Source organism: Microbacterium sp. NPDC055312 (assembly GCF_053645675.1).
This window is the reverse complement of the sequence record NZ_JBSHMU010000005.1, coordinates 31,971-49,855: the sequence shown is the minus strand read 5'-3', so window position 1 is coordinate 49,855 and position 17,885 is coordinate 31,971. Positions and strand designations below refer to the sequence as shown.

At 72.0% G+C, this 17,885-nt stretch carries 15 protein-coding genes; 11 read left to right on the top strand and 4 right to left on the bottom strand.

The genetic code is table 11. From position 1 onward, the window contains the following. Positions 1 to 61 precede the first annotated feature (61 nt). From ACWIDW_RS12260 to ACWIDW_RS12225, 8 genes are all read left to right on the top strand, one after another. Positions 62 to 1,018 carry an ABC transporter permease gene (locus tag ACWIDW_RS12260; RefSeq protein ID WP_454125599.1) on the top strand — a complete coding sequence of 319 codons (957 nt, stop codon included), beginning with the start codon at positions 62 to 64 and terminating at the stop codon, positions 1,016 to 1,018. Between the two features lie 3 nt (positions 1,019 to 1,021). Further along, positions 1,022 to 3,070 (top strand): dipeptide/oligopeptide/nickel ABC transporter permease/ATP-binding protein, encoded by a 2,049-nt coding sequence (locus ACWIDW_RS12255; protein ID WP_454125598.1) that lies wholly within the window; start codon positions 1,022 to 1,024, stop codon positions 3,068 to 3,070. Next, positions 3,067 to 3,870, top strand: a complete 804-nt coding sequence (locus tag ACWIDW_RS12250) for an ABC transporter ATP-binding protein (protein ID WP_313357145.1) — start codon at positions 3,067 to 3,069, stop codon at positions 3,868 to 3,870. Before ACWIDW_RS12255 ends, ACWIDW_RS12250 begins: the two co-directional genes overlap by 4 nt. Positions 3,871 to 3,888: 18 nt before the next feature. Beyond that, positions 3,889 to 4,830: a dihydrodipicolinate synthase family protein gene (locus tag ACWIDW_RS12245; protein WP_454125597.1), complete on the top strand. Its 942-nt coding sequence runs from the start codon at positions 3,889 to 3,891 to the stop codon at positions 4,828 to 4,830. Then, positions 4,830 to 5,780: an ROK family protein gene (locus tag ACWIDW_RS12240; RefSeq protein WP_454125596.1), complete on the top strand. Its 951-nt coding sequence runs from the start codon at positions 4,830 to 4,832 to the stop codon at positions 5,778 to 5,780. Before ACWIDW_RS12245 ends, ACWIDW_RS12240 begins: the two co-directional genes overlap by 1 nt. Continuing rightward, positions 5,780 to 6,475: an N-acetylmannosamine-6-phosphate 2-epimerase gene (locus ACWIDW_RS12235; protein ID WP_454125595.1), complete on the top strand. Its 696-nt coding sequence runs from the start codon at positions 5,780 to 5,782 to the stop codon at positions 6,473 to 6,475. Before ACWIDW_RS12240 ends, ACWIDW_RS12235 begins: the two co-directional genes overlap by 1 nt. Then, the gene (locus ACWIDW_RS12230; protein WP_454125594.1) at positions 6,475 to 7,395 is read left to right on the top strand and encodes a DUF4862 family protein; all 921 of its coding nucleotides are present in this window, start codon (positions 6,475 to 6,477) and stop codon (positions 7,393 to 7,395) included. Before ACWIDW_RS12235 ends, ACWIDW_RS12230 begins: the two co-directional genes overlap by 1 nt. Before the next feature lie 84 nt (positions 7,396 to 7,479). Then, a complete protein-coding gene (locus ACWIDW_RS12225) occupies positions 7,480 to 10,386 on the top strand; it encodes an exo-alpha-sialidase (protein ID WP_454125593.1) in 2,907 nt (968 codons plus the stop codon). Positions 10,387 to 10,488: 102 nt separating this feature from the next. Here ACWIDW_RS12225 and ACWIDW_RS12220 read toward each other — a convergent pair whose 3' ends face one another. The 4 genes from ACWIDW_RS12220 to ACWIDW_RS12205 are packed head-to-tail and all read right to left on the bottom strand — an operon-like array spanning position 10,489 to position 14,691. Continuing rightward, positions 10,489 to 11,310 carry a glycosyltransferase family 2 protein gene (locus ACWIDW_RS12220; RefSeq protein ID WP_454125592.1) on the bottom strand — a complete coding sequence of 274 codons (822 nt, stop codon included), beginning with the start codon at positions 11,308 to 11,310 and terminating at the stop codon, positions 10,489 to 10,491. Beyond that, positions 11,307 to 12,317: a glycosyltransferase gene (locus tag ACWIDW_RS12215; protein ID WP_454125591.1), complete on the bottom strand. Its 1,011-nt coding sequence runs from the start codon at positions 12,315 to 12,317 to the stop codon at positions 11,307 to 11,309. Before ACWIDW_RS12215 ends, ACWIDW_RS12220 begins: the two co-directional genes overlap by 4 nt. Further along, positions 12,314 to 13,465, bottom strand: coding sequence for a glycosyltransferase (locus ACWIDW_RS12210; protein WP_454125590.1), 1,152 nt, complete (start codon positions 13,463 to 13,465; stop codon positions 12,314 to 12,316). Before ACWIDW_RS12210 ends, ACWIDW_RS12215 begins: the two co-directional genes overlap by 4 nt. Beyond that, positions 13,462 to 14,691: a glycosyltransferase gene (locus tag ACWIDW_RS12205; protein WP_454125589.1), complete on the bottom strand. Its 1,230-nt coding sequence runs from the start codon at positions 14,689 to 14,691 to the stop codon at positions 13,462 to 13,464. The genes ACWIDW_RS12210 and ACWIDW_RS12205 overlap by 4 nt, the downstream gene beginning before the upstream one ends. Between ACWIDW_RS12205 and ACWIDW_RS12200 the strand changes: the two genes are divergently transcribed. Genes ACWIDW_RS12200 through ACWIDW_RS12190 form a run of 3 tightly spaced genes read left to right on the top strand, consistent with a single transcriptional unit; the run spans position 14,690 to position 17,882 of the window. Further along, positions 14,690 to 15,619: a WcbI family polysaccharide biosynthesis putative acetyltransferase gene (locus tag ACWIDW_RS12200; RefSeq protein WP_454125588.1), complete on the top strand. Its 930-nt coding sequence runs from the start codon at positions 14,690 to 14,692 to the stop codon at positions 15,617 to 15,619. The two genes, ACWIDW_RS12205 and ACWIDW_RS12200, sit on opposite strands and share 2 nt — an antisense overlap. Then, complete coding sequence (locus tag ACWIDW_RS12195; RefSeq protein WP_454125587.1) at positions 15,616 to 16,587, top strand: hypothetical protein; 972 nt, start codon at positions 15,616 to 15,618, stop codon at positions 16,585 to 16,587. The genes ACWIDW_RS12200 and ACWIDW_RS12195 overlap by 4 nt, the downstream gene beginning before the upstream one ends. Then, positions 16,584 to 17,882 carry a glycosyltransferase family 2 protein gene (locus ACWIDW_RS12190; RefSeq protein ID WP_454125586.1) on the top strand — a complete coding sequence of 433 codons (1,299 nt, stop codon included), beginning with the start codon at positions 16,584 to 16,586 and terminating at the stop codon, positions 17,880 to 17,882. The genes ACWIDW_RS12195 and ACWIDW_RS12190 overlap by 4 nt, the downstream gene beginning before the upstream one ends. Positions 17,883 to 17,885: the final 3 nt, after the last annotated feature.

Below are 17,885 nucleotides of genomic sequence, written 5' to 3'. Positions count from 1 at the left end.
TCCTCCGGGCGGCGCGCGAGCCGCGCCGCCCGGAGATCCCTCTCGAACAAGAAGGCCCCCCGTGTCCAGCACGCTCAGTCTCATCGGCCGCAGGCTTCTGCAGCTGCCCGTGATGATCTTGGGCATCACGTTCCTCGTGTTCTTCGTGATGTCCTTCTCGCCCATCGACCAGGCCCGGGTCGCACTCGGCGAGACCGCCTCGCCCGAGGCCCTCGAGGCATACCGTGAGAAGAACGGGCTCAACCTGCCGCTGCTCGCGCGCTACTTCGGCTTCCTCGCCGGACTGTTCCGGGGCGACCTCGGCACCTACTCCGCGCGCAGCCTCCCCGTCATCGACGAGGTGTCCCGCGCATTCCCCGTCACCCTCTCGCTGACGTTCTTCGGCCTCATCATCGCCGTGGTGCTCGCCTTCGCGATCGGCATCATCGCCGCCGTGTATCGCGACCGCTGGCCCGACCAGGTGATCCGCTTCTTCGGCGTGGCGGCACTCTCGACGCCGTCGTTCTGGCTGGCCATCCTGCTCATCCAGGTCTTCACCCTCGGACTCGGCGTGCTGCCGGCATCCGGTCCGCTGCCCGACTTCTGGACCGACCCCTCCGCCTGGCTCGCCCGCATGACCCTCCCCGCGGTCGCCCTCGCCGTGCCGGTGATCGGCCAGCTGTCGCGCGTCGTGCGCACCTCGATGGTCGAGGAGCTCGACAAGGATTACGTGCGCACCGCCCTCGGCGCGGGCATCCCCCGCGTGGTCGTGGTCGGTCGCAACGTGCTGCGCAACGCCCTGATCACCCCCGTGACCGTGCTCGGTCTGCGCATCGGCTACCTGCTGGGCGGCGCGGTCGTGATCGAGATCATCTTCGCCATCCCGGGAATGGGCACGCTCATCCTCAACGGCGTGACCAACAACGAGCCCAACCTGGTGCAGGGCGTGACGCTCGCCGTCGCCCTCGCCTTCGTCGTGATCAACATCATCGTCGACCTCCTGTACGTGCTCATCAATCCCCGAATCCGGGCGGTGTGACCCATGCGACGCAAACTCACTGAACGACTCTCCGCTCCCGGCCTGCGCTTCGGCGGCCTGTCGGTCGGATCCCTCATCTGCATCGCCATCCTGGCGATCATCGCGCTGGCGGCCGTGTTCGCCCCGCTCGTCACGGCGTTCGACCCGCTCGCCTCGGGCAGCCCGGTGCAGGCCCCCGGCGGCGACCACATCTTCGGCACCGACCGACAGGGCCGCGACATCTTCTCGCGCCTCGTCTTCGGCGCCCGATACTCGCTGGTGATCGGTCTCGGTGCGACACTCGTCGCCCTCGCCGTCGCCTGCGTGCTCGGCACCATCGCCGCCACGGCACCCAAGTGGGTGTCCGAGACGCTGATGCGCGTGATGGACGTCATCATGTCGTTCCCCGGCATCGCCCTCGCGGCCGTGTTCGTCGCGGTGTTCGGCAAGTCGCTGCCCGTGCTGGTGCTGACCATCGCGTTCCTGTACGTGCCGCAGCTCACCCGCATCGTGCGCGCCAACGTGCTCGACCAGTACGGCGAGGACTACGTCTCGTCGGTGCGGGTGATGGGTGCGCGCACCCCGCGCATCATCATCAAGCACGTCGCGCGCAACGCGATGGCACCGGTGCTCGTCTTCGCCACCGTCCTGGTCGCGGACGCGATCGTCTTCGAAGCCTCGCTGTCGTTCCTGCAGGCGGGTGTTCCCGACCCCGAGCCCAGCTGGGGCAACGTCATCGCGGCCGGACGCAACCTGCTGATGTCCGGCGCGTGGTGGGCGACGTTCTTCCCCGGCATCCTGATCATGATCACGGTGCTGTGCCTGAACATCCTCTCCGAGGGCCTCACCGACGCGATGGTCTCGCCGCGGGCGCGCAAGATCACCGCCGACGCTGCGGGCACCGAGGAGTCGACCACCGACCTCGAGCGCGCCGGCTTCGACGACACGCACGTCGTGCGCACCGTCGACACCTCGGTGAACCTGTCGGTGCCCAGCGGCGTGCCCGAGCTGCGGGCTCCGCAGACGCCCGTGGTGCCCCTCGCCGAGCGTCTCGCCGAGCTGCGCACACGTGAGCTCGCCCGCACCGACCGGATGGTCTACACCGGCGATGACGCGCCGCTGCTCGAGGTGCAGGACCTGTGCATCTCGTTCCCGCGGCACGGTGACGTCGACGTGGTCGATCACGTCAGCTTCACGGTGCGCCCGGGCGAGACCATGTCGCTGGTCGGTGAATCGGGCTGCGGCAAGTCGATCACCTCTCTGGCGATCATGGGCCTGCTCGACCCGAAGGCGAACGTGCGCGGACGCATCATGTTCGACGGCGAGGACCTGCTGCAGATGGATCCCGCACAGCGCAACGCGCTGCGCGGGCACGACATCGCGATGATCTACCAGGACGCGCTGAGCTCGCTCAACCCGGCCATGCTCATCCGCGCGCAGATGAAGCAGCTCACCCGCCGCGGCGGCACCCGCACGGCCGAAGAGCTGCTCGAGCTGGTCGGCCTCGACCCGAAGCGCACCCTCGCCTCGTACCCGCACGAGCTCTCCGGCGGACAGCGCCAGCGCGTGCTGATCGCGATGGCGCTCACCCGCGACCCGCGCCTGGTGATCGCCGACGAGCCCACCACGGCGCTCGACGTCACCGTGCAGGCGCAGGTGGTCGAGCTGCTCATGCGGCTGCAGCGCGAGCTCGGCTTCGCGATGATCTTCGTCTCGCACGACCTCGCTCTCGTCGCCGAGCTGACTCACCGGATCACCGTCATGTACGCCGGTCAAGTGGTCGAGCAGGGCACGACGCGCGAGGTGCTCACCCAGCCGGTGCACGAGTACACCCAGGGCCTGCTGGGCGCGGTGCTCTCGATCGAAGCCGGCTCCGACCGCCTGCACCAGGTGTCGGGTGTCGTGCCGTCGCCGCGCGACTTCCCGCGCGGAGACCGCTTCGCCCCGCGCTCGTCGGATCCCGCGCGCTACGCCGGAGTCACTCCCGTGCGCCGGCAGATCGCCGGCACCGAGCACTTTTACTCCGCGCATCCCGACGATGCGCCCGTCGAGCCGATCGGAGCAGGGCGATGAGCGAACCCGTCATCGAGCTGAAGGACGTGCACGTCCGCTATCGCACGCGCACCTCGACGCTGTTCAAGCCGAACTACGTCGACGCGCTGGCCGGCGTCTCGCTCACCGTCAAGCGCGGTCAGACCCTCGGCATCGTGGGCGAGTCCGGTTCGGGCAAGTCGACGTCCGCCAAGGTGCTGATCGGGCTCGAGAAGCCCACCAGCGGGCAGGTCGTGTTCGCCGGTGAGCCGGTGCGCTCGTTCACGCCCGCCGTGCGCAAGCGGCTGGGCCGCATCCTCTCGGTCGTGTTCCAGGATCCGGCCACCGCGCTGAACGCCCGCATGACCGTGCGTGACGCGCTGCTGGATCCGCTGCAGGTGCACGGCCTGGGAGACCCGGCCTCGCGGCAGCGCAAGGTGCGCGATCTGCTCGGGCTGGTCGGCCTGCCGGCATCCGCCCTCGACGCCCTGCCCGGCCAGCTCTCCGGCGGCCAGCGGCAGCGCGTGGCGATCGCGCGCGCCCTCGTGCTCGACCCGCAGGTGATCATCGCCGACGAGCCGACCTCGGCGCTCGACGTCTCGGTGCGCGCGCAGATCCTCAACTTGCTCACGGACCTCAAGGATCAGCTCGGCCTGGGCATGGTCTTCATCTCGCACGACATCCAGACCGTGCGCTACCTCTCCGACGAGATCGCCGTGATGAACCGCGGCCGGGTCGTCGAGTTCGGCGATGCGGCCAGCATCTTCGACAACCCCTCCGACGACTACACCCGCACCCTGCTCGGCGCCGCGCCCTCGCTGCTCGCGCCCGCATCCCACTAACGAATGAACCGGAACCTCATGTCCTCTGCATCCCCCGCCTTCGCCGGCATCGTCCCCCCTGTCGCCACCCCGCTGCTGCCCGACCACACCGTCGACCACGCCTCGCTCACCCGCCTCGTCGAGTACCTCGTCGACGCCGGCGTCGCCGGCCTGTTCGCGCTGGGCTCGACCGGCGAGACGGCGTACTTCACCGACGACCAGCGCGTGGCCATCCTGAAGACCATCGCCACCGCGAACGCAGGCCGCGTGCCGATCATCGCCGGTGCCATCGAGCTCACCGCACCGCGGATCATCGAGACCGCCCGCCGGCTCGTGGATGCCGGTGCCGACGCGATCGTCACCACCGCGCCGCTGTACACGCTGAACTCGCAGGACGAGATCGCCGACCACTTCCGCACCATCGCCGCCGCGATCGACGCGCCGCTGTGGGCGTACGACGTGCCCGTACGCGTGCACAAGAAGCTCGGCCTGGAACTGCTGATCCAGCTCGGCACCGAGGGCGTCATCGCGGGCGTCAAGGACTCGTCGGGAGACGACGTCGGCTTCCGCCGCCTGATCGCCGCCAACGAGGCGGCCGGCCGTCCGCTGCAGCTGCTGACCGGCCACGAGATGGTCGTGGACGCCATGCTGCTGGCCGGCGCCGACGGCGTGGTGCCCGGTGCGGCGAACGTCGAGGCCGAGGGCTACGTGCGGCTGTTCGACGCCGCCCGCCGCGGCGACTGGGACACCGCGCGCAGCGAGCAGGAGCGCATCAACCGCATGTTCGACATCGTCTTCCAGCCGACCGGCCTCTCGGGCGACGCGACCGGAGTCGGCGCGTTCAAGGCGGCGATGAAGGCACGCGGTCTGATCGAGCACGCGACCATGGCGCACACCGTGACCCCGCTCGACGGCGAGGCCGTCGAGAAGGTCGGCGGCGTGCTCGCCGGCGTGGGACTGCTGCCGGCCGCGACGCGCTGATGTCAGAGGTCGTCCTGGCCGTCGACGTGGGCGGCACGAAGACCGCAGCCGCGCTCGCCGGCCGGGACGACGTGCCGTTCGCGACGCGCGTCGCGCCGAGTCGCGCCGCGGACGGGCCGGATGCCGTGATCGGCACCATCCTGGCCCTCGCGACGTCGCTGCTCGACGCGGCCGATGCCGCGTCCGGCGAGCGGACGATGCTCGACGGGGTCGGCATCGGCACCGCCGGTGTCGTGGATGCCCGCACCGGCACGATCGTGTCGTCGACCGACACGTTCGCCGACTGGCCGGGCACCGACGTCTCGGCGCGCGTGCGCGCGGGGCTCGCCGACCGCCTGGTCGAGGGCGCCGTCGTCGCCGTGCAGAACGACGTCGACGCGCACGCCGCCGGCGAGTTCCGGCATGGCGCGGCCGCGGGCGCCTCGAGTGCCCTGATCGTCGCCGTCGGCACGGGGATCGGCGCCGGAGTGATCGTCGACTCCCGCCCGCTGCGCGGCGCGCACCACGTCGGCGGCGAGCTCGCGCACCTGCCCATCCGAGGCGCCGATCATCTGCGCTGCCCGTGCGGACGCATCGGCCACCTCGAGGCCATCGGCGCCGGCATCGGACTGCACCGGCACTACCTGTGGCTCGGCGGTGATCCCGCCGTGCTCGACTCCCGCGGCGTCGCCGCGGCGGCGACCGCGGGCGACGAGCGCGCCCTGCAGGCCATCGCCGACTCGGCCGCAGCCGTCGGGCGCGCCCTCGCGGGCGCGGCATCGCTGCTCGACCCCGAGCGGATCGTCGTGACCGGCGGCGTTCCGCGGATCGGCGAGGCGTGGTGGAATCCCATGCTCGCCGCCTATCGCGCCGAGGCGATCGACGCGCTGCAGACCACACCCATCCTGCCGGGAGCCCTCGGCGACGACGCCCCGCTGCGCGGAGCCGCGGCATCCGCATGGAGGAACTGATGCGATTCACCGATATCCCCGAGCGGCTCGCCGGCCGCCTGATCGTCTCGTGCCAGGCCTACCCCGGCGAGGCGATGCGCGACCCGCGCACCATGGCGCAGGTCGCGCAGGCCGCGATCGTCGGTGGAGCCGCCGGCATCCGGGTGCAGGGGATCGCCGACATCCGCGCGGTCGCCGATCTCGACGTGCCCGTCGTCGGCCTGTGGAAGGACGGCGACGACGACGTCTTCATCACCCCGACCCTCGATCACGCACGCGCGGTGATGGATGCCGGAGCCGATGTCGTCGCCATCGACGGCACCCGCCGGGCCCGCCCTGACGGGCTGACGCTCGCAGAGACCATCGCCGGCATCCGCGCGCACGGCGACGTGCTGATCATGGCCGACTGCGGGTCGCTCGACGACGCGATCGCCGCCGAGGCGGCCGGCGCGGACTTCCTCGGCACCACGCTGTCGGGGTACACCGGCGAGCGCCCGAAGACCGACGGCCCCGATCTCGAGCTCATCTCGCTGATCTCCGAGGCGTGCGAGCGTCCGGTCATCGCCGAGGGCCGCCTGCACACGCCCGCCCAGGCCGCGGCGGCCATCAGCGCCGGCGCGTTCGCCGTGTGCGTGGGCACGGCGATCACCCACCCCTCGACGATCACCTCCTGGTTCGCCGGCGCGGTCGCCGGCGCCGACCGGACCGCGGGCTGATGCCCCGTCCGGTGGTCGTCAGCGCGTATCCGCTGTCGCCCGCGTTCGCGAACTGGGACCCGGCTGTCGAGGACGACGTGCTGAACGGGCTCGCCGAGCTGCCGGGCGTCGCGGCGCTCGAGGTGCCGTGGATCGACGGCATCCACCCGCACGACGCCGACTGGTTCCTCGCCAACGCGCCCGCCGTCGCGCTCGCCCTCACGCCGCTGCCGTTCGTCATGCGCCGCCTGGCGACGCCGGGATACGGCATCGCCTCGGCCGATGACGACGGCCGTCGGGCGGCGATCGCCGACCTGCGGCGCGTCGCCGCCGACGTCGCGACCATCAGCTCGCACAGCGCCGCGCACGTCGCCGTCGTCGAGCTGCACACCGCGCCGCGGGGTGAGGCGGATGCCGACGCGCTGGCGCGCTCGCTCGCCGAGCTGGGCGAGCTCGATTGGTCGGGTGCCCGCCTGGTGATCGAGCACTGCGATGCGCACGTGCCGGGTCAGACCCCCGAGAAGGGCTTCCTGCCGCTGCACGGTGAGATCTCGGCGATCCGGGCATCCGGTGCCGACGTCGGGCTCTGGATGAACTGGGGCCGTTCGGCGATCGAGCTGCGCGACCCCGACGCCGTCGCCGAGCAGATCGCGGCCGCTGCCGACAGCGGGCTGCTCGATGCGCTCGTGCTCTCCGGAGCGTCCGACCGCGAGGGCCCGTACAGCGGGCCGTGGATCGACGCCCACCACCCCTTCGCATCCCTCGACCCCGACGCCGAATCGCTGCTCACCGACGACCGCCTGCACGCCGCCGTGCGCGCGGCCGGCGACGCGCCGTCGCTGGGACTCAAGGTGAGCCGGCGCCCCGACGCGACCACCGCAGCCGAGGTGCTGCGCGTCGCCGAGCGCCACCTGCAGGTGCTCTCGGCCGCCGCGCCCTGACCAGACCCTCCCCCGCACGAACAGAAAGGCCTGTCCATGCAATGCCGTACCGAGTCCTCGTTCCGCCACTCCCGGCGGGGCAGGATGCTCTTCACCTCCGTCGTCGGAGCGCTGGCGCTCGCGCTCAGCATCCCGGCGCAGGCCGCCTTCGCGGCACCCGCCCCCGGCTACCTCGCCGACCCGACCCTGCCGCCGGGCAGCTATCAGGAGCAGAACCTCGGCGCCGACCGCACGGCCGAGAACTTCTTCTACCGCATCCCCGCGCTCGCCCACCTCGGCGACGGTGTGATCCTCGCCTCGTGGGACGCGCGCCCGGGCAGCGCCGCCGACGCGCCGAACCCGAACTCGATCATCCAGCGCCGCTCCACCGACAACGGCAGGACGTGGAGCGATCTGCAGATCATCGCGGCCGGTGACGCCGCGGCGCCCAAGTACGGCTACTCCGACCCCAGCTACGTCGTCGATCACGAGACCGGCCGGGTGTTCGCCTTCTTCGTCTACTCGAAGGACGTCAGCTTCCAGGGCAGCCGCTACGGCAACGACGACGCCGACCGCAACATCATCAGCGCCGCCGTCATCCACTCCGACGATCAGGGCGTCACCTGGAGCGAGCCCGAGCTGATCACCGACGTCGTCAAGCCCGCCAGCGGCACGGTCGTGAACGGGACGTACCAGCCCGTCGCGGGTGACGTGCGCGGCGTGTTCGCGACCTCGGGCGAGGGCATCCAGCTGCGCTACGGTGCACACGCCGGGCGTCTCATCCAGCAGTACGCCGCGCACGTGCGCCAGGCCGACGGCAGCGAGGCCATCCAGGCGTACTCGGTGTACTCCGACGACCACGGCGCGACCTGGCAGCGCGGCGCCTTCGTCGGCACGGGCATGGACGAGAACAAGACCGTCGAGCTCTCGGACGGCCGCGTCATGCTCAACTCGCGAGACAGCTCGAACGGGCGCCAGCGCAAGGTCGCTATCTCGACCGACGGCGGCGCGACGTACGGCGCGGTGACGCGCGACGCCGAACTGCCCGACCCGACCAACAACGCCTCGATCACGCGGCTGCACCCGGATGCCCCGCAGGGCAGCGCGGATGCCCGCAAGCTGATCTTCACGAACTCCAACAACGGCGCCAACGGCGACCGGGTGAACGGCGCCGTGCGCCTCTCGTGCGACGACGGCGAGACGTGGCCGGGCCTGCGCACGCTGAAGCCGGGCTTCTTCGGCTACTCGTCGGCCACGGCGATCGGCGACGGACGCGTCGGCGTGCTGTGGGAGGGCAACTACACCGACCAGATCCGGTTCTCGTCCTTCGACCAGGCATGGCTCAACGCGGTCTGCGCACCGGTCTCGGTGCCCGAGACGGCGCTGCAGCCGGGCGTCGCCAAGACCGTGCCTGTGACGGTCGCGAACCAGGAGGACACAGCGCTCACCGGCACCGTGTCATTCCACACACCGGCCGGCTGGACGGCATCCGACGCCGCGGTCACCGCCCTCGCACCCGGCGCCAGCGTCACGGTCGACGTGACGGTCACCGCGCCCGCCGGCGCCGAGGGCGCGCAGCGCCTGCAGGCCGCCTTCACCGCCGCGGACGGCCGGGTCAGCCAGGGCACGGCCACGCTGCAGCTGCCGCTGAACGCGAAGCTCGGGGCGACGCTCAGCGTGACGAGCACCTCGCCCGCCCGTGACGTGGTGGCCGACCCGTACACGGCGGGCGAGCAGCTCGCGTTCACCGTGCGCGTCGTCGGCACCTCGAACGTGGTCAGCACGCTCACCCCGGCTGCTAACACGTTCACGACCGGTTTCGCGCCGACCGCGTGCCGCTGGCAGAACCTGGCCGTGGGCGGTTCGTACAACTGCACCACTCCGCGCCGCACGCTGACCCAGGAGGACATCGACCGCGGCTGGTTCGCTCCCGAGTTCTCGTTCACGATCACGGGCGGCTCCCTCGCGCCCGTCACGGTGAGCCACACCGGCGCGGCGGTTCTGCTGCGCGACGGCCTGCTCTCGGCCGAGATCAGCGGACAGCGCACCGACACCGGCCGCGACCTGACTGCCGACCCGTACGCCGTCGGCGAGCAGGTGCCGTACTCGTTCCGGGTCGACAACGCGACTCCCGGCACGGTCACCGTGGCGCCCGTCGCCGGTCCGTTCGCGCCGTTCGTGGCGCCGGGAGCCGGAAACTGCCGCTACCAGAACCTGCCGAAGGACGGCGGGTACACCTGCGCCACCCCGCGTCACACCGTGACGCAGGACGACGTGGACCGTGGCTACTTCACCGCCGACACCACCTGGCGGCTGGAGGCCGCGGGTCAGACCGCGAAGGACATCGCGGTCACCGGCGGAGAGGTCGACGTGATCACGCGCGCCCCGGCGCTCGCCGGCTCGGTCAGCGGCGAGTGGACGGATGCCAACGGCACCGGCGTCGCCGATGCCGGCGACACCGTCACCTGGACGCGCTCGGTGCGCAACACCGGCAACGTCGTGCTGGACGAGGTCGTGGCCGACGGCGACGAGCTGGGCGGCCTCGCGAAGGGCGCGACCGGGCAGCTCGAGCCCGAGGTCGTGACGCTGACCGTCGACGACATCGCGGCAGGGAAGGTCTCGGCCGACGGGTTCGCCGCAACAGCATCCAACGGCAGCCTCGACGTCACCGCTCAGGCAGAGGCGAGCGAGCTGACCCTGCCGATCGCACCGCTCTGGGCATCCGGATCGGTGTACCTCACGGGCGACCGGGTCACCTACCAGGGCAGGCTCTGGCAGGCGGGCTGGTGGACGCGCGGCGAGAAGCCGGGCTCGAAGGCCACCGGCGCCTGGCAGGAGATCGCGGTGAACACCGACGGCGACGTGCTGTGGACGTCGACGCGGGTGTTCCTCGCCGGCGACGTGGTCGTGCACGACGGACACCGCTACGAGGCGCGCTGGTGGACCCGCGGCGACGAGCCGGTCGCGAAGCCCTCGTGCAAGCGCCCGGGCGCCTGGAAGTTGCTCGGCTGACACCCTGACGGCGCGTCGCCCGCAGCGTGCGCAGGCACCCCGTGCTGCCACCGGATCCACAGGATCCCGCGGCGGCACGGGGTGCTTTCCGCGCGACGGCGGTCAACCAGCCGTTCGGCGGTAGCCGCCGTCGTGGGGTTCGATCGCGCCCGCCGCGACGAACTCGTCGATCCAGCCGCCCATCGGCCAGGTACCCCACCGCTCGGCGAACAGGGCGCCGTTGCGCAGGATGTCGTCGAGGTGACGCCACGGGGGAGTGCCGGCGGGATGCCACTGGTGGTACGCGTGCGCTCCGCCCACCCAGTGCAGCGGGATGCCCGCCGCGCGCGCACGTCGGCCGAGGTCGGTGTCTTCGGCGCCGTAGCCCTCGTACCGTTCGTCGAAGCCGCCGAGCCGCCGCCACGTCGCAGGCGTGACGGCGAACGAGAGCGACCAGAACAGGTCGTACGCGGTCGGATCCGCGGTCTCGACGGCACCGGTCGCCGGGTTCGGGCGCACCGGATGCGGTCGGGTCATCGCCTCGAGCTCGTCGGGGGACGACGGACGCTGCACGCTCTCGAGGTAGGTGACCGGACCGCAGAGCAGTCCGTCCGGGTGCGAGCCGGCCGCCGTGATGTACCGCGCCAGCAGCTCGGGCCCGGGCAGGCAGTCCACGTCGAGGAACACCAGCAGATCGACCCCGCGCGCGAGAGCCGTCTCGGCCGCGGCGTTGCGCGCCGCGCCGACCCGCATCCCGTCACGACCGGGCGGGACGTGCACGTGCTCGGCGCCGTCGAACGGGGGCGGCGGCTCGGTGTCGAGCCAGGCTTCGATGCGCACCACGTCGTGCTCGGGCCGCAGCACCTCGCGAAGAAAGCGGCGCTGGCGGTGCAGGTGCGCGAGGCGGTTCTGCGACACCGGTGTGATCACGGCGATCCGTGTCATGAGGCGACCTCCTGTATGGCGCGGGCTGCGCGCGCGGCGGCGCCGGTGGCGCCCCATCCACTCCAATCGGCGGGCGCCGTCGCCGCCCGCTGCACGAGCTCGACCACCTGCGCGGGCGACGATCCGGCGGGCGCCGTCGAGGCGAGGCCCGCGGCCCGCAGGACGCGAGCCGTGTGCTCCTGCTCACCGAACGGCCGGTCCTGGGGCAGCACGACCGCGCGCGCTCCTACGGTCGCGAGATCGGCCACACCGTTCAGGCCGGCGGCGCTGATCACGACGGTCGCGCGGCAGAGCAGCGGCCACACGTCATCGACGCGATCGTCGTCGCGAGCGCCGGCCGTCTCGACCACCCAGCCCCGAGCCGTCAGCAGGTCGATCGTCTCTGCGAGTCGCGACTCGTCGAGCGTGCGGCTGAGGAACAGCGCCCGACGGGCGGCACCGTCGGCTGGGCGGCGGGTGCGCCCGTCATGTCGCGAGATCGCGCCGACATGACGGACGCGCTCGTGGTGGTCGGACAGCTCGGCGGCATCGAACAGGCCCTCCGGCCACGGCGCCACGATCCGATCGGCCAGGGCGTGGCCGAGCCGGTGCGGCCGGTCGGAGCGGTCGCCCGGCTGCGCGAACACCACGGTGGGAACGCCGAGAAGGCGCACGAATGCGGTGACTTCTACGCTGACGTCGACCACGAACGCGGCGACGGGATGGCGGGCGATCCAGTCGGCGATCGTCGCGAGCCGCCTCTGATGGCCGGGATGCCCGATCGGCGCCCAGTGCAGCGCCCCGCCGGCGGTGGCGTCGCCCAGCTCGTGGGCGGCGCAGAGTGCTCCGTCCGCGGTCAGCACCGGATCCGCGTCCGCAGGCAGGCGGATCCACGTGGTGTCGTCGCCGAGATCAGGGGGAGCGGGAAGCGACGAGAACACGGTGACCTCGTCGTCGAGATGAGGGCGGATCGCCTGCATCCGCGTCAGATGACCCCAGCCGTGATGGTGCACGTACCAGCCGATCATGCGCCGACCGCCGCCTCATCTGCCGTTCTCGTGCCGACCTCAGCCACCCGACTGTGCGCCGCGACGGTGAGCACGCGCTCCACCTCGCGTTGGCGGTGGGCGAGCGAGTGGCGGGCCGAGGCAGCCGCGCGCACCCGATCCCGGAACACGGGCGACGCCGACCGCGCGGCGAGGGAGACCGCGGCTTCGGCGAGGGCACGCACATCGCGGGCGGGCACGACCGCGCATCCGGGCAGCCCCGCCAGCACCTCGCTCGCACCGCCCGCGTCGAACGCGACCACGGGGGTGCCCGTCATCAGCGCCTCGGCAAGCACCAGGCCGAACGGCTCCGACCAGACCGGGGTGACCAGCGCGACCGACGACGCTCCGACCAGAGCGCACAGCTCGGGCTGGCGCAGCGGCCCGACGTACTCCACGCCGTCTCCGAGAAGCGGCTCGACCTCGCGGGCGAAGTACCGCGGGTCGCCGATCCGGCCGGCGATCCGCAGGCGCGCGCCTGCGAGCCGGGCCGCCCGGATGGCCAGATGAGGAGCCTTCTCGGGCACGATCCGGCCGAACCACACCCACTGCTCGCCGCCGCGCCCTCGTCGCCATTCGCTGCTGTCGACACCGTTGGGGAAGACGAACGCGTCGACGCCCTCGTCGGACCACGCTCGCGCGGTGTACTGGCTGACGGCCAGAAAGCGGTGCGGCGCGGCCGGGGGCAGGGAGCGGGCCGCGTTCACCATGTCGGGAAGGGGCGGCGTGTGCAGGGTCGTCACGACCGGGATGCCCGCGTCGCGGCTCCACAGGATCGGATCGCTGTGCAGACTGTGGTTGTCGACCACATCGACGCCGTCGAGCGGATCGGTCAGTCGTCGACGCACGCGGGCGAAGGCATCCGCCATCCGTCCGCGGTGCCCTGCCGGATTCTCGGTGTCGGATGTCTCGTGCCTACGACGCCAGCGAGGGCTGGGCAGCTGCAGGTCGGGGCACGACCCGAGGAAGTCCGATCCGGCGGCGGCGCACAGCTCGACGTGGTGTCCGCGACGTCTCAGCCATCGCACGCGATTCCACACGACCGCTTCGAGCCCACCGGCGTGCGGCTGCCGCAGAGGATGCCGCTCGGGGGCGACGACGAGCACGCGAAGGCGCTGCGCGGCCCTCACGCCTGGACTCCCGCGGCGGCATCCGGAACTCCCGCGGCGGCATCCGCCGGGACGCCTGCCACGGCATCCGCATAGAGGCGGGCATGCGCCGCCCGGATCGCACGTCGCTGCTCGTGGCGCTCGGCGCGGCGACCCGCCAGGCGCGTCGCCCTCGAAGAAGACGGCTCCTGCGCGCGCTGGGCCCACGACACCGCGGCGGCCAGCGTGCGGGGGTCGTCGAGATCGATGACGAAGAACTCGGACGGATGCTGCGACCGGATGTGGCCGACGTCAACTCCCGCCACCGGCACACCCAGGTCGTAGCAGAGCTCCACCCAACCCGAGTGCGTTCCGTGTCGATACGGCAGCACGAACAGGTCGAGGCCGCCGAGCCACCCCTCGATCTCCGCGTCGCTGAGATACGGGGTTCGACGCACCCGCACAGCCGCATGCCCGCCGGCGGAGACGATCACACGCTCCGCTGCGCGATCGTCGCGTACGCGGTCGTTCATCAGCACTTCGATCTCGACCGCCTGGCCCGCCGTGTCGAGCAGCCGGGCTGCCTGAACGGCTGCTCGCACCGCTCCCTCCGCGTCGATGTTCGGACGCAGGTCGCGCAGCGCGATGCCGACGCGCACGGTGTCTGCACCGCTCCCCCGGCTGTCTGCGGCGGTCCGCTCGAGCAGCGTCGGATGGGCGAGCACCGTGCTCGTACGACGCCACCGGTGCTCGATCTCCGCCGCCGCGGAGGGGGTGAGCGTGATCAGGTGATCGGCCGACGGGACGATCACATCGAGCAGCTCGCGATAGGGCTCCTGGTCGACGATCTGCGGATTGTCGAGGTCGTGCACCGTGAAGACGACCGGGCGGCCGGCGAGGCGGGCGGCGTCGAGGCCCGCGCGCAGCTCGTCAGGGGTGAACGACTCGAGCCCGAAGTGCACATGCAGCAGGTCGTACTCGTGGGCGTTCTCGCTGAGCCACGGCGCAGTCATCGCCACCGGCGGCCACCACTGCTCGGCTGGTGCGCCCGGCACGGGCGGGTCTGCCAGGAGCGTGACGCGCTGGGGATCGGTGATGGCCCGCACGTACGGGTGTGCGGAAGGGACGGAGGCGACGCGGATGCGCGCAGAGGTTGCGGCGATGGATTCCTCCTCGTGTAGCGGGCGCTGCGCGCGTATCGAAGTGATGGATCTCGGGAAAAGCAACGGGGTCAGACGAACAAATCCAGAGGTATACGTTCGGAGCATGACTCCCACCCCGCCTGACGTCACCACCGTTGCGTCCGCCGAGGCGGCGGTGCTAGGACGACGTCGGCACTACGGCGAGTTCTACGGGATCGCCCCTCTTCCCGAGAGCTTCGGCGTGGTGCTCGGCAACTGCCAGGCGGAATCGCTGCGGCTGGTGATGGACGCCCCGCAGCGCCGCTTCATCCGGGTTCCTCCGGTGCACGAGATGACGGCCGACGATGCGCGGCGCCTGCACGAGGTGGCGGCTGCCGCCCACACGGTCGTCACGCAGCCGGTGCGCGACGACTACCACGACCTTCCGCTGGGCACGCGCCAGGTGGCTGCCGCGACCTCGGCCAGGGTGCTCACGGTGCCGCCCGTGCGGTTCGCGGGACTGCATCCGTTCCAGGCGGCCATCCGCGTGCCCGGGATCGACGATGATCCGCCGCTCGTCGCCTACCACGACGTGCGCACGCTCGCCGAGGCGGCGGGACTGCCGGTGGCGTCGGCGCTCGACCCCGCCGCCGTGCGCGGCGTCGGACGGGCGTCGATCGACGTGCTGCGTGAGCGCGAGGCGACGACAGACATCGCGGTGTCCGACCTGTTCGACACGGTCACCGCCGACCACATGCGCACCGTGAACCACCCCGGCAACGCGGTCTGGCTGCCGCTCGGTGCCCGCGTCCTCGATGCGCTGGGGGCGGCGGAGGGACCCGTCGATCCCGGGCGGCCTCTGCTCGACTCGGTGCGCGCCCCTCTCGCTGCCGAGGTGATCGAGGCGTGGGCGCTGAGCGACGAACCGCAGGAGCAGTGGATCGTCGAGGGGAAGCCTGTGAGCGATGCGGAGGTGCGCGAGGCGCACCTCGCCTGGTACGCCGAGCATCCCGGGTTCGTCGCCGCGGCGACCGAGCGGCTCGCCGCGCTTCTGGCCGTCTGGCGCGCGGCATGACCGGCGCGCCGCTGCTGCTCGTGCACCCCGGTGACCACGGCGTCGCCGTCTACGCCCGTGACATGGCTGATGCCGTTCGAGACGTCGCCGAGGTGCGCACCGTCGACGCGGACGGGCTCGCGCGACTGCCCGCCGGGACCAGTGTGCATGCCCATTTCACCGACCGGCTCTGGGGTGCCTCGCCCGAGCAGGCATCCCGCACGTTCGCCGCGCTCGCATCACGCCTGCGGATGAGCGTCACCCTGCACGATGTGCCCCAGGCATCCGACGGTGAGCTGAATCGGCCTCGCCGTCGCGCCGCGTACACCCGCGTTGCGTCGGCCGCCGGCGCAGTGTTCGTGAACAGCGAGCACGAGCGCGAGCTGCTGCGCGAGGAGGACGTCTGGTCGGGGAAGGTCGAGGTCATCCCGTTGCCGGTGGAATCGGAGAAGAACGCCGGGCGGGGGCGACCCGACGGGTCGGTCGGGGTGCTCGGGTTCTTCTATCCGGGCAAGGGCCACGACGAAGCGGCGGAGGCTGCGGCCGCCGCGGGGATCGGTGCGCTCACGGTGCTGGGACGCGCGTCCGACGGGCATGCGGCCGAGCTCGACACCTTCGTGCGGCGCTCGGCGGCCCTCGGCGTCGAGGTCGAGGTGACCGGATGGCTGGACGACGCCGAGATCGCCCGCCGCGGGCGTGCGGTGAGTGTTCCGGTGATCGCGCACCGGCACATCTCGGCATCCGGATCCCTCGCCTCGTGGATCGGCTGGGGCCGGCGCCCGGTCGCCGTGCGCAATCGCTACGTCGATGAGATGGCCGCGCTGCGTCCGGGCACGCTCAACCCCGTCGGGGAGAGCGACCTGATCGGCGCGCTGCGTCGCGCGTGCACGAACCCCGACGCGACCTGGCACGGACTCGCACGGCTCCCCATGTCGCGTGCCGACGTGGCACAGGCGTACCTCCGCCTGTGGGCGGGGAGGGCTTCGTGACCGCGAGGTGGGTCGTCGGCAATCGATGGGATTCGCTTGACGGCATCCATCCCGATCCGCTTCCCACCGTGTCGGTGATCGTCGCGCACTACGACCAGCCCGGGCAGCTCGCGCGCACCCTGCATGCCCTCGCCGCGCAGGATTATCCGCAGGAGCTGCTGCAGATCATCGTCGCCGATGACGGCTCGCCCGACGAGCCCGACGTGCCCGACGGGGTGATGCTCGTGCGGCAGGAGGATCTCGGGTTCCGCCTGGCCGCGGTCCGCAACCTCGGGGTGCGGGCGAGCAGCGGCGAGGTGCTGTGCTTCCTCGACGCCGACACCACGCCCGAGCCCGGCTATGTGCGGGCGCTGAGCAGGCTTCCCGCGCTGCTGCCCGAGGCGGTGGTCGTCGGTCGCCGCCGCCACGCGGATCTCTCTGCGGTCGCGCCGGACGTGCCGATCGTGCAGGCAGCGGCTGGGCGGGAGCTGCCGGAACCTGCCTGGCTGGCCGAGGAGTACGCCCGCAGCGGGGATCTGCTCGACTCCGACGACCGCTCCTACCGGTTCGTGATCGGCGCGGTGATCGCCTGCACGCGACGCATGTTCGACGAGGTCGGCGGATTCGACGAGACGTTCACCTCGTACGGGGGTGAGGACTGGGAGTGGGCGCATCGCATGTGGCAGGCGGGTGCGGTGTTCGCGCACGTACCGGACGCGGTCGCCTGGCACGACGGCCCGGAGTGGGCCGACCGCGAGGGCTCGGGGATGGATCGCGCCAACGCGCAGACGCTGCGGATGCAGTCGATCATCCCGGTGTCGGGGTCGTCGCCGCGCGCGCTGCTGCACGGGGCTGCGGATCTCGTGGTGCGGGTGCGAGGAGAGCACTCGTCCGCCGCGCTGTTCATCATGGCCGACTCGCTGTTCGCGGCGTTTCCCCGGGCCACGCTGCAGCTCGACGTCGTGCCGGAGGCGCTTGCAGCGGATCCGCGTGTCGCGGGTGCGGACGGTGTCGTCGACGCCCGGGTGGTCTGGCACACGAACCGGCCCGTCGTCGTGCTCGAACCGGGCTGGCTCGTCGACCTCGTCCACAGCCTCGGGGCGGGAGATCTCGGCGCCGTCGACCTCGTCGACGCAGACGGTGCGCCGGTGGGGTCGCTTCACGCGCGTCGCGCGATGCGGCGCGCTGCGCGCTGGGGACACCACGAGACCTTCGAGCGACGGCGGATGACGGCTGTCGGAGCCCATGCGCTGCGCCCCGACCCGCGGGTGGAGGCCTGGGTCGGCGGGTGGGGCGGCGTCGAGTCGTTCTGCTGAGCG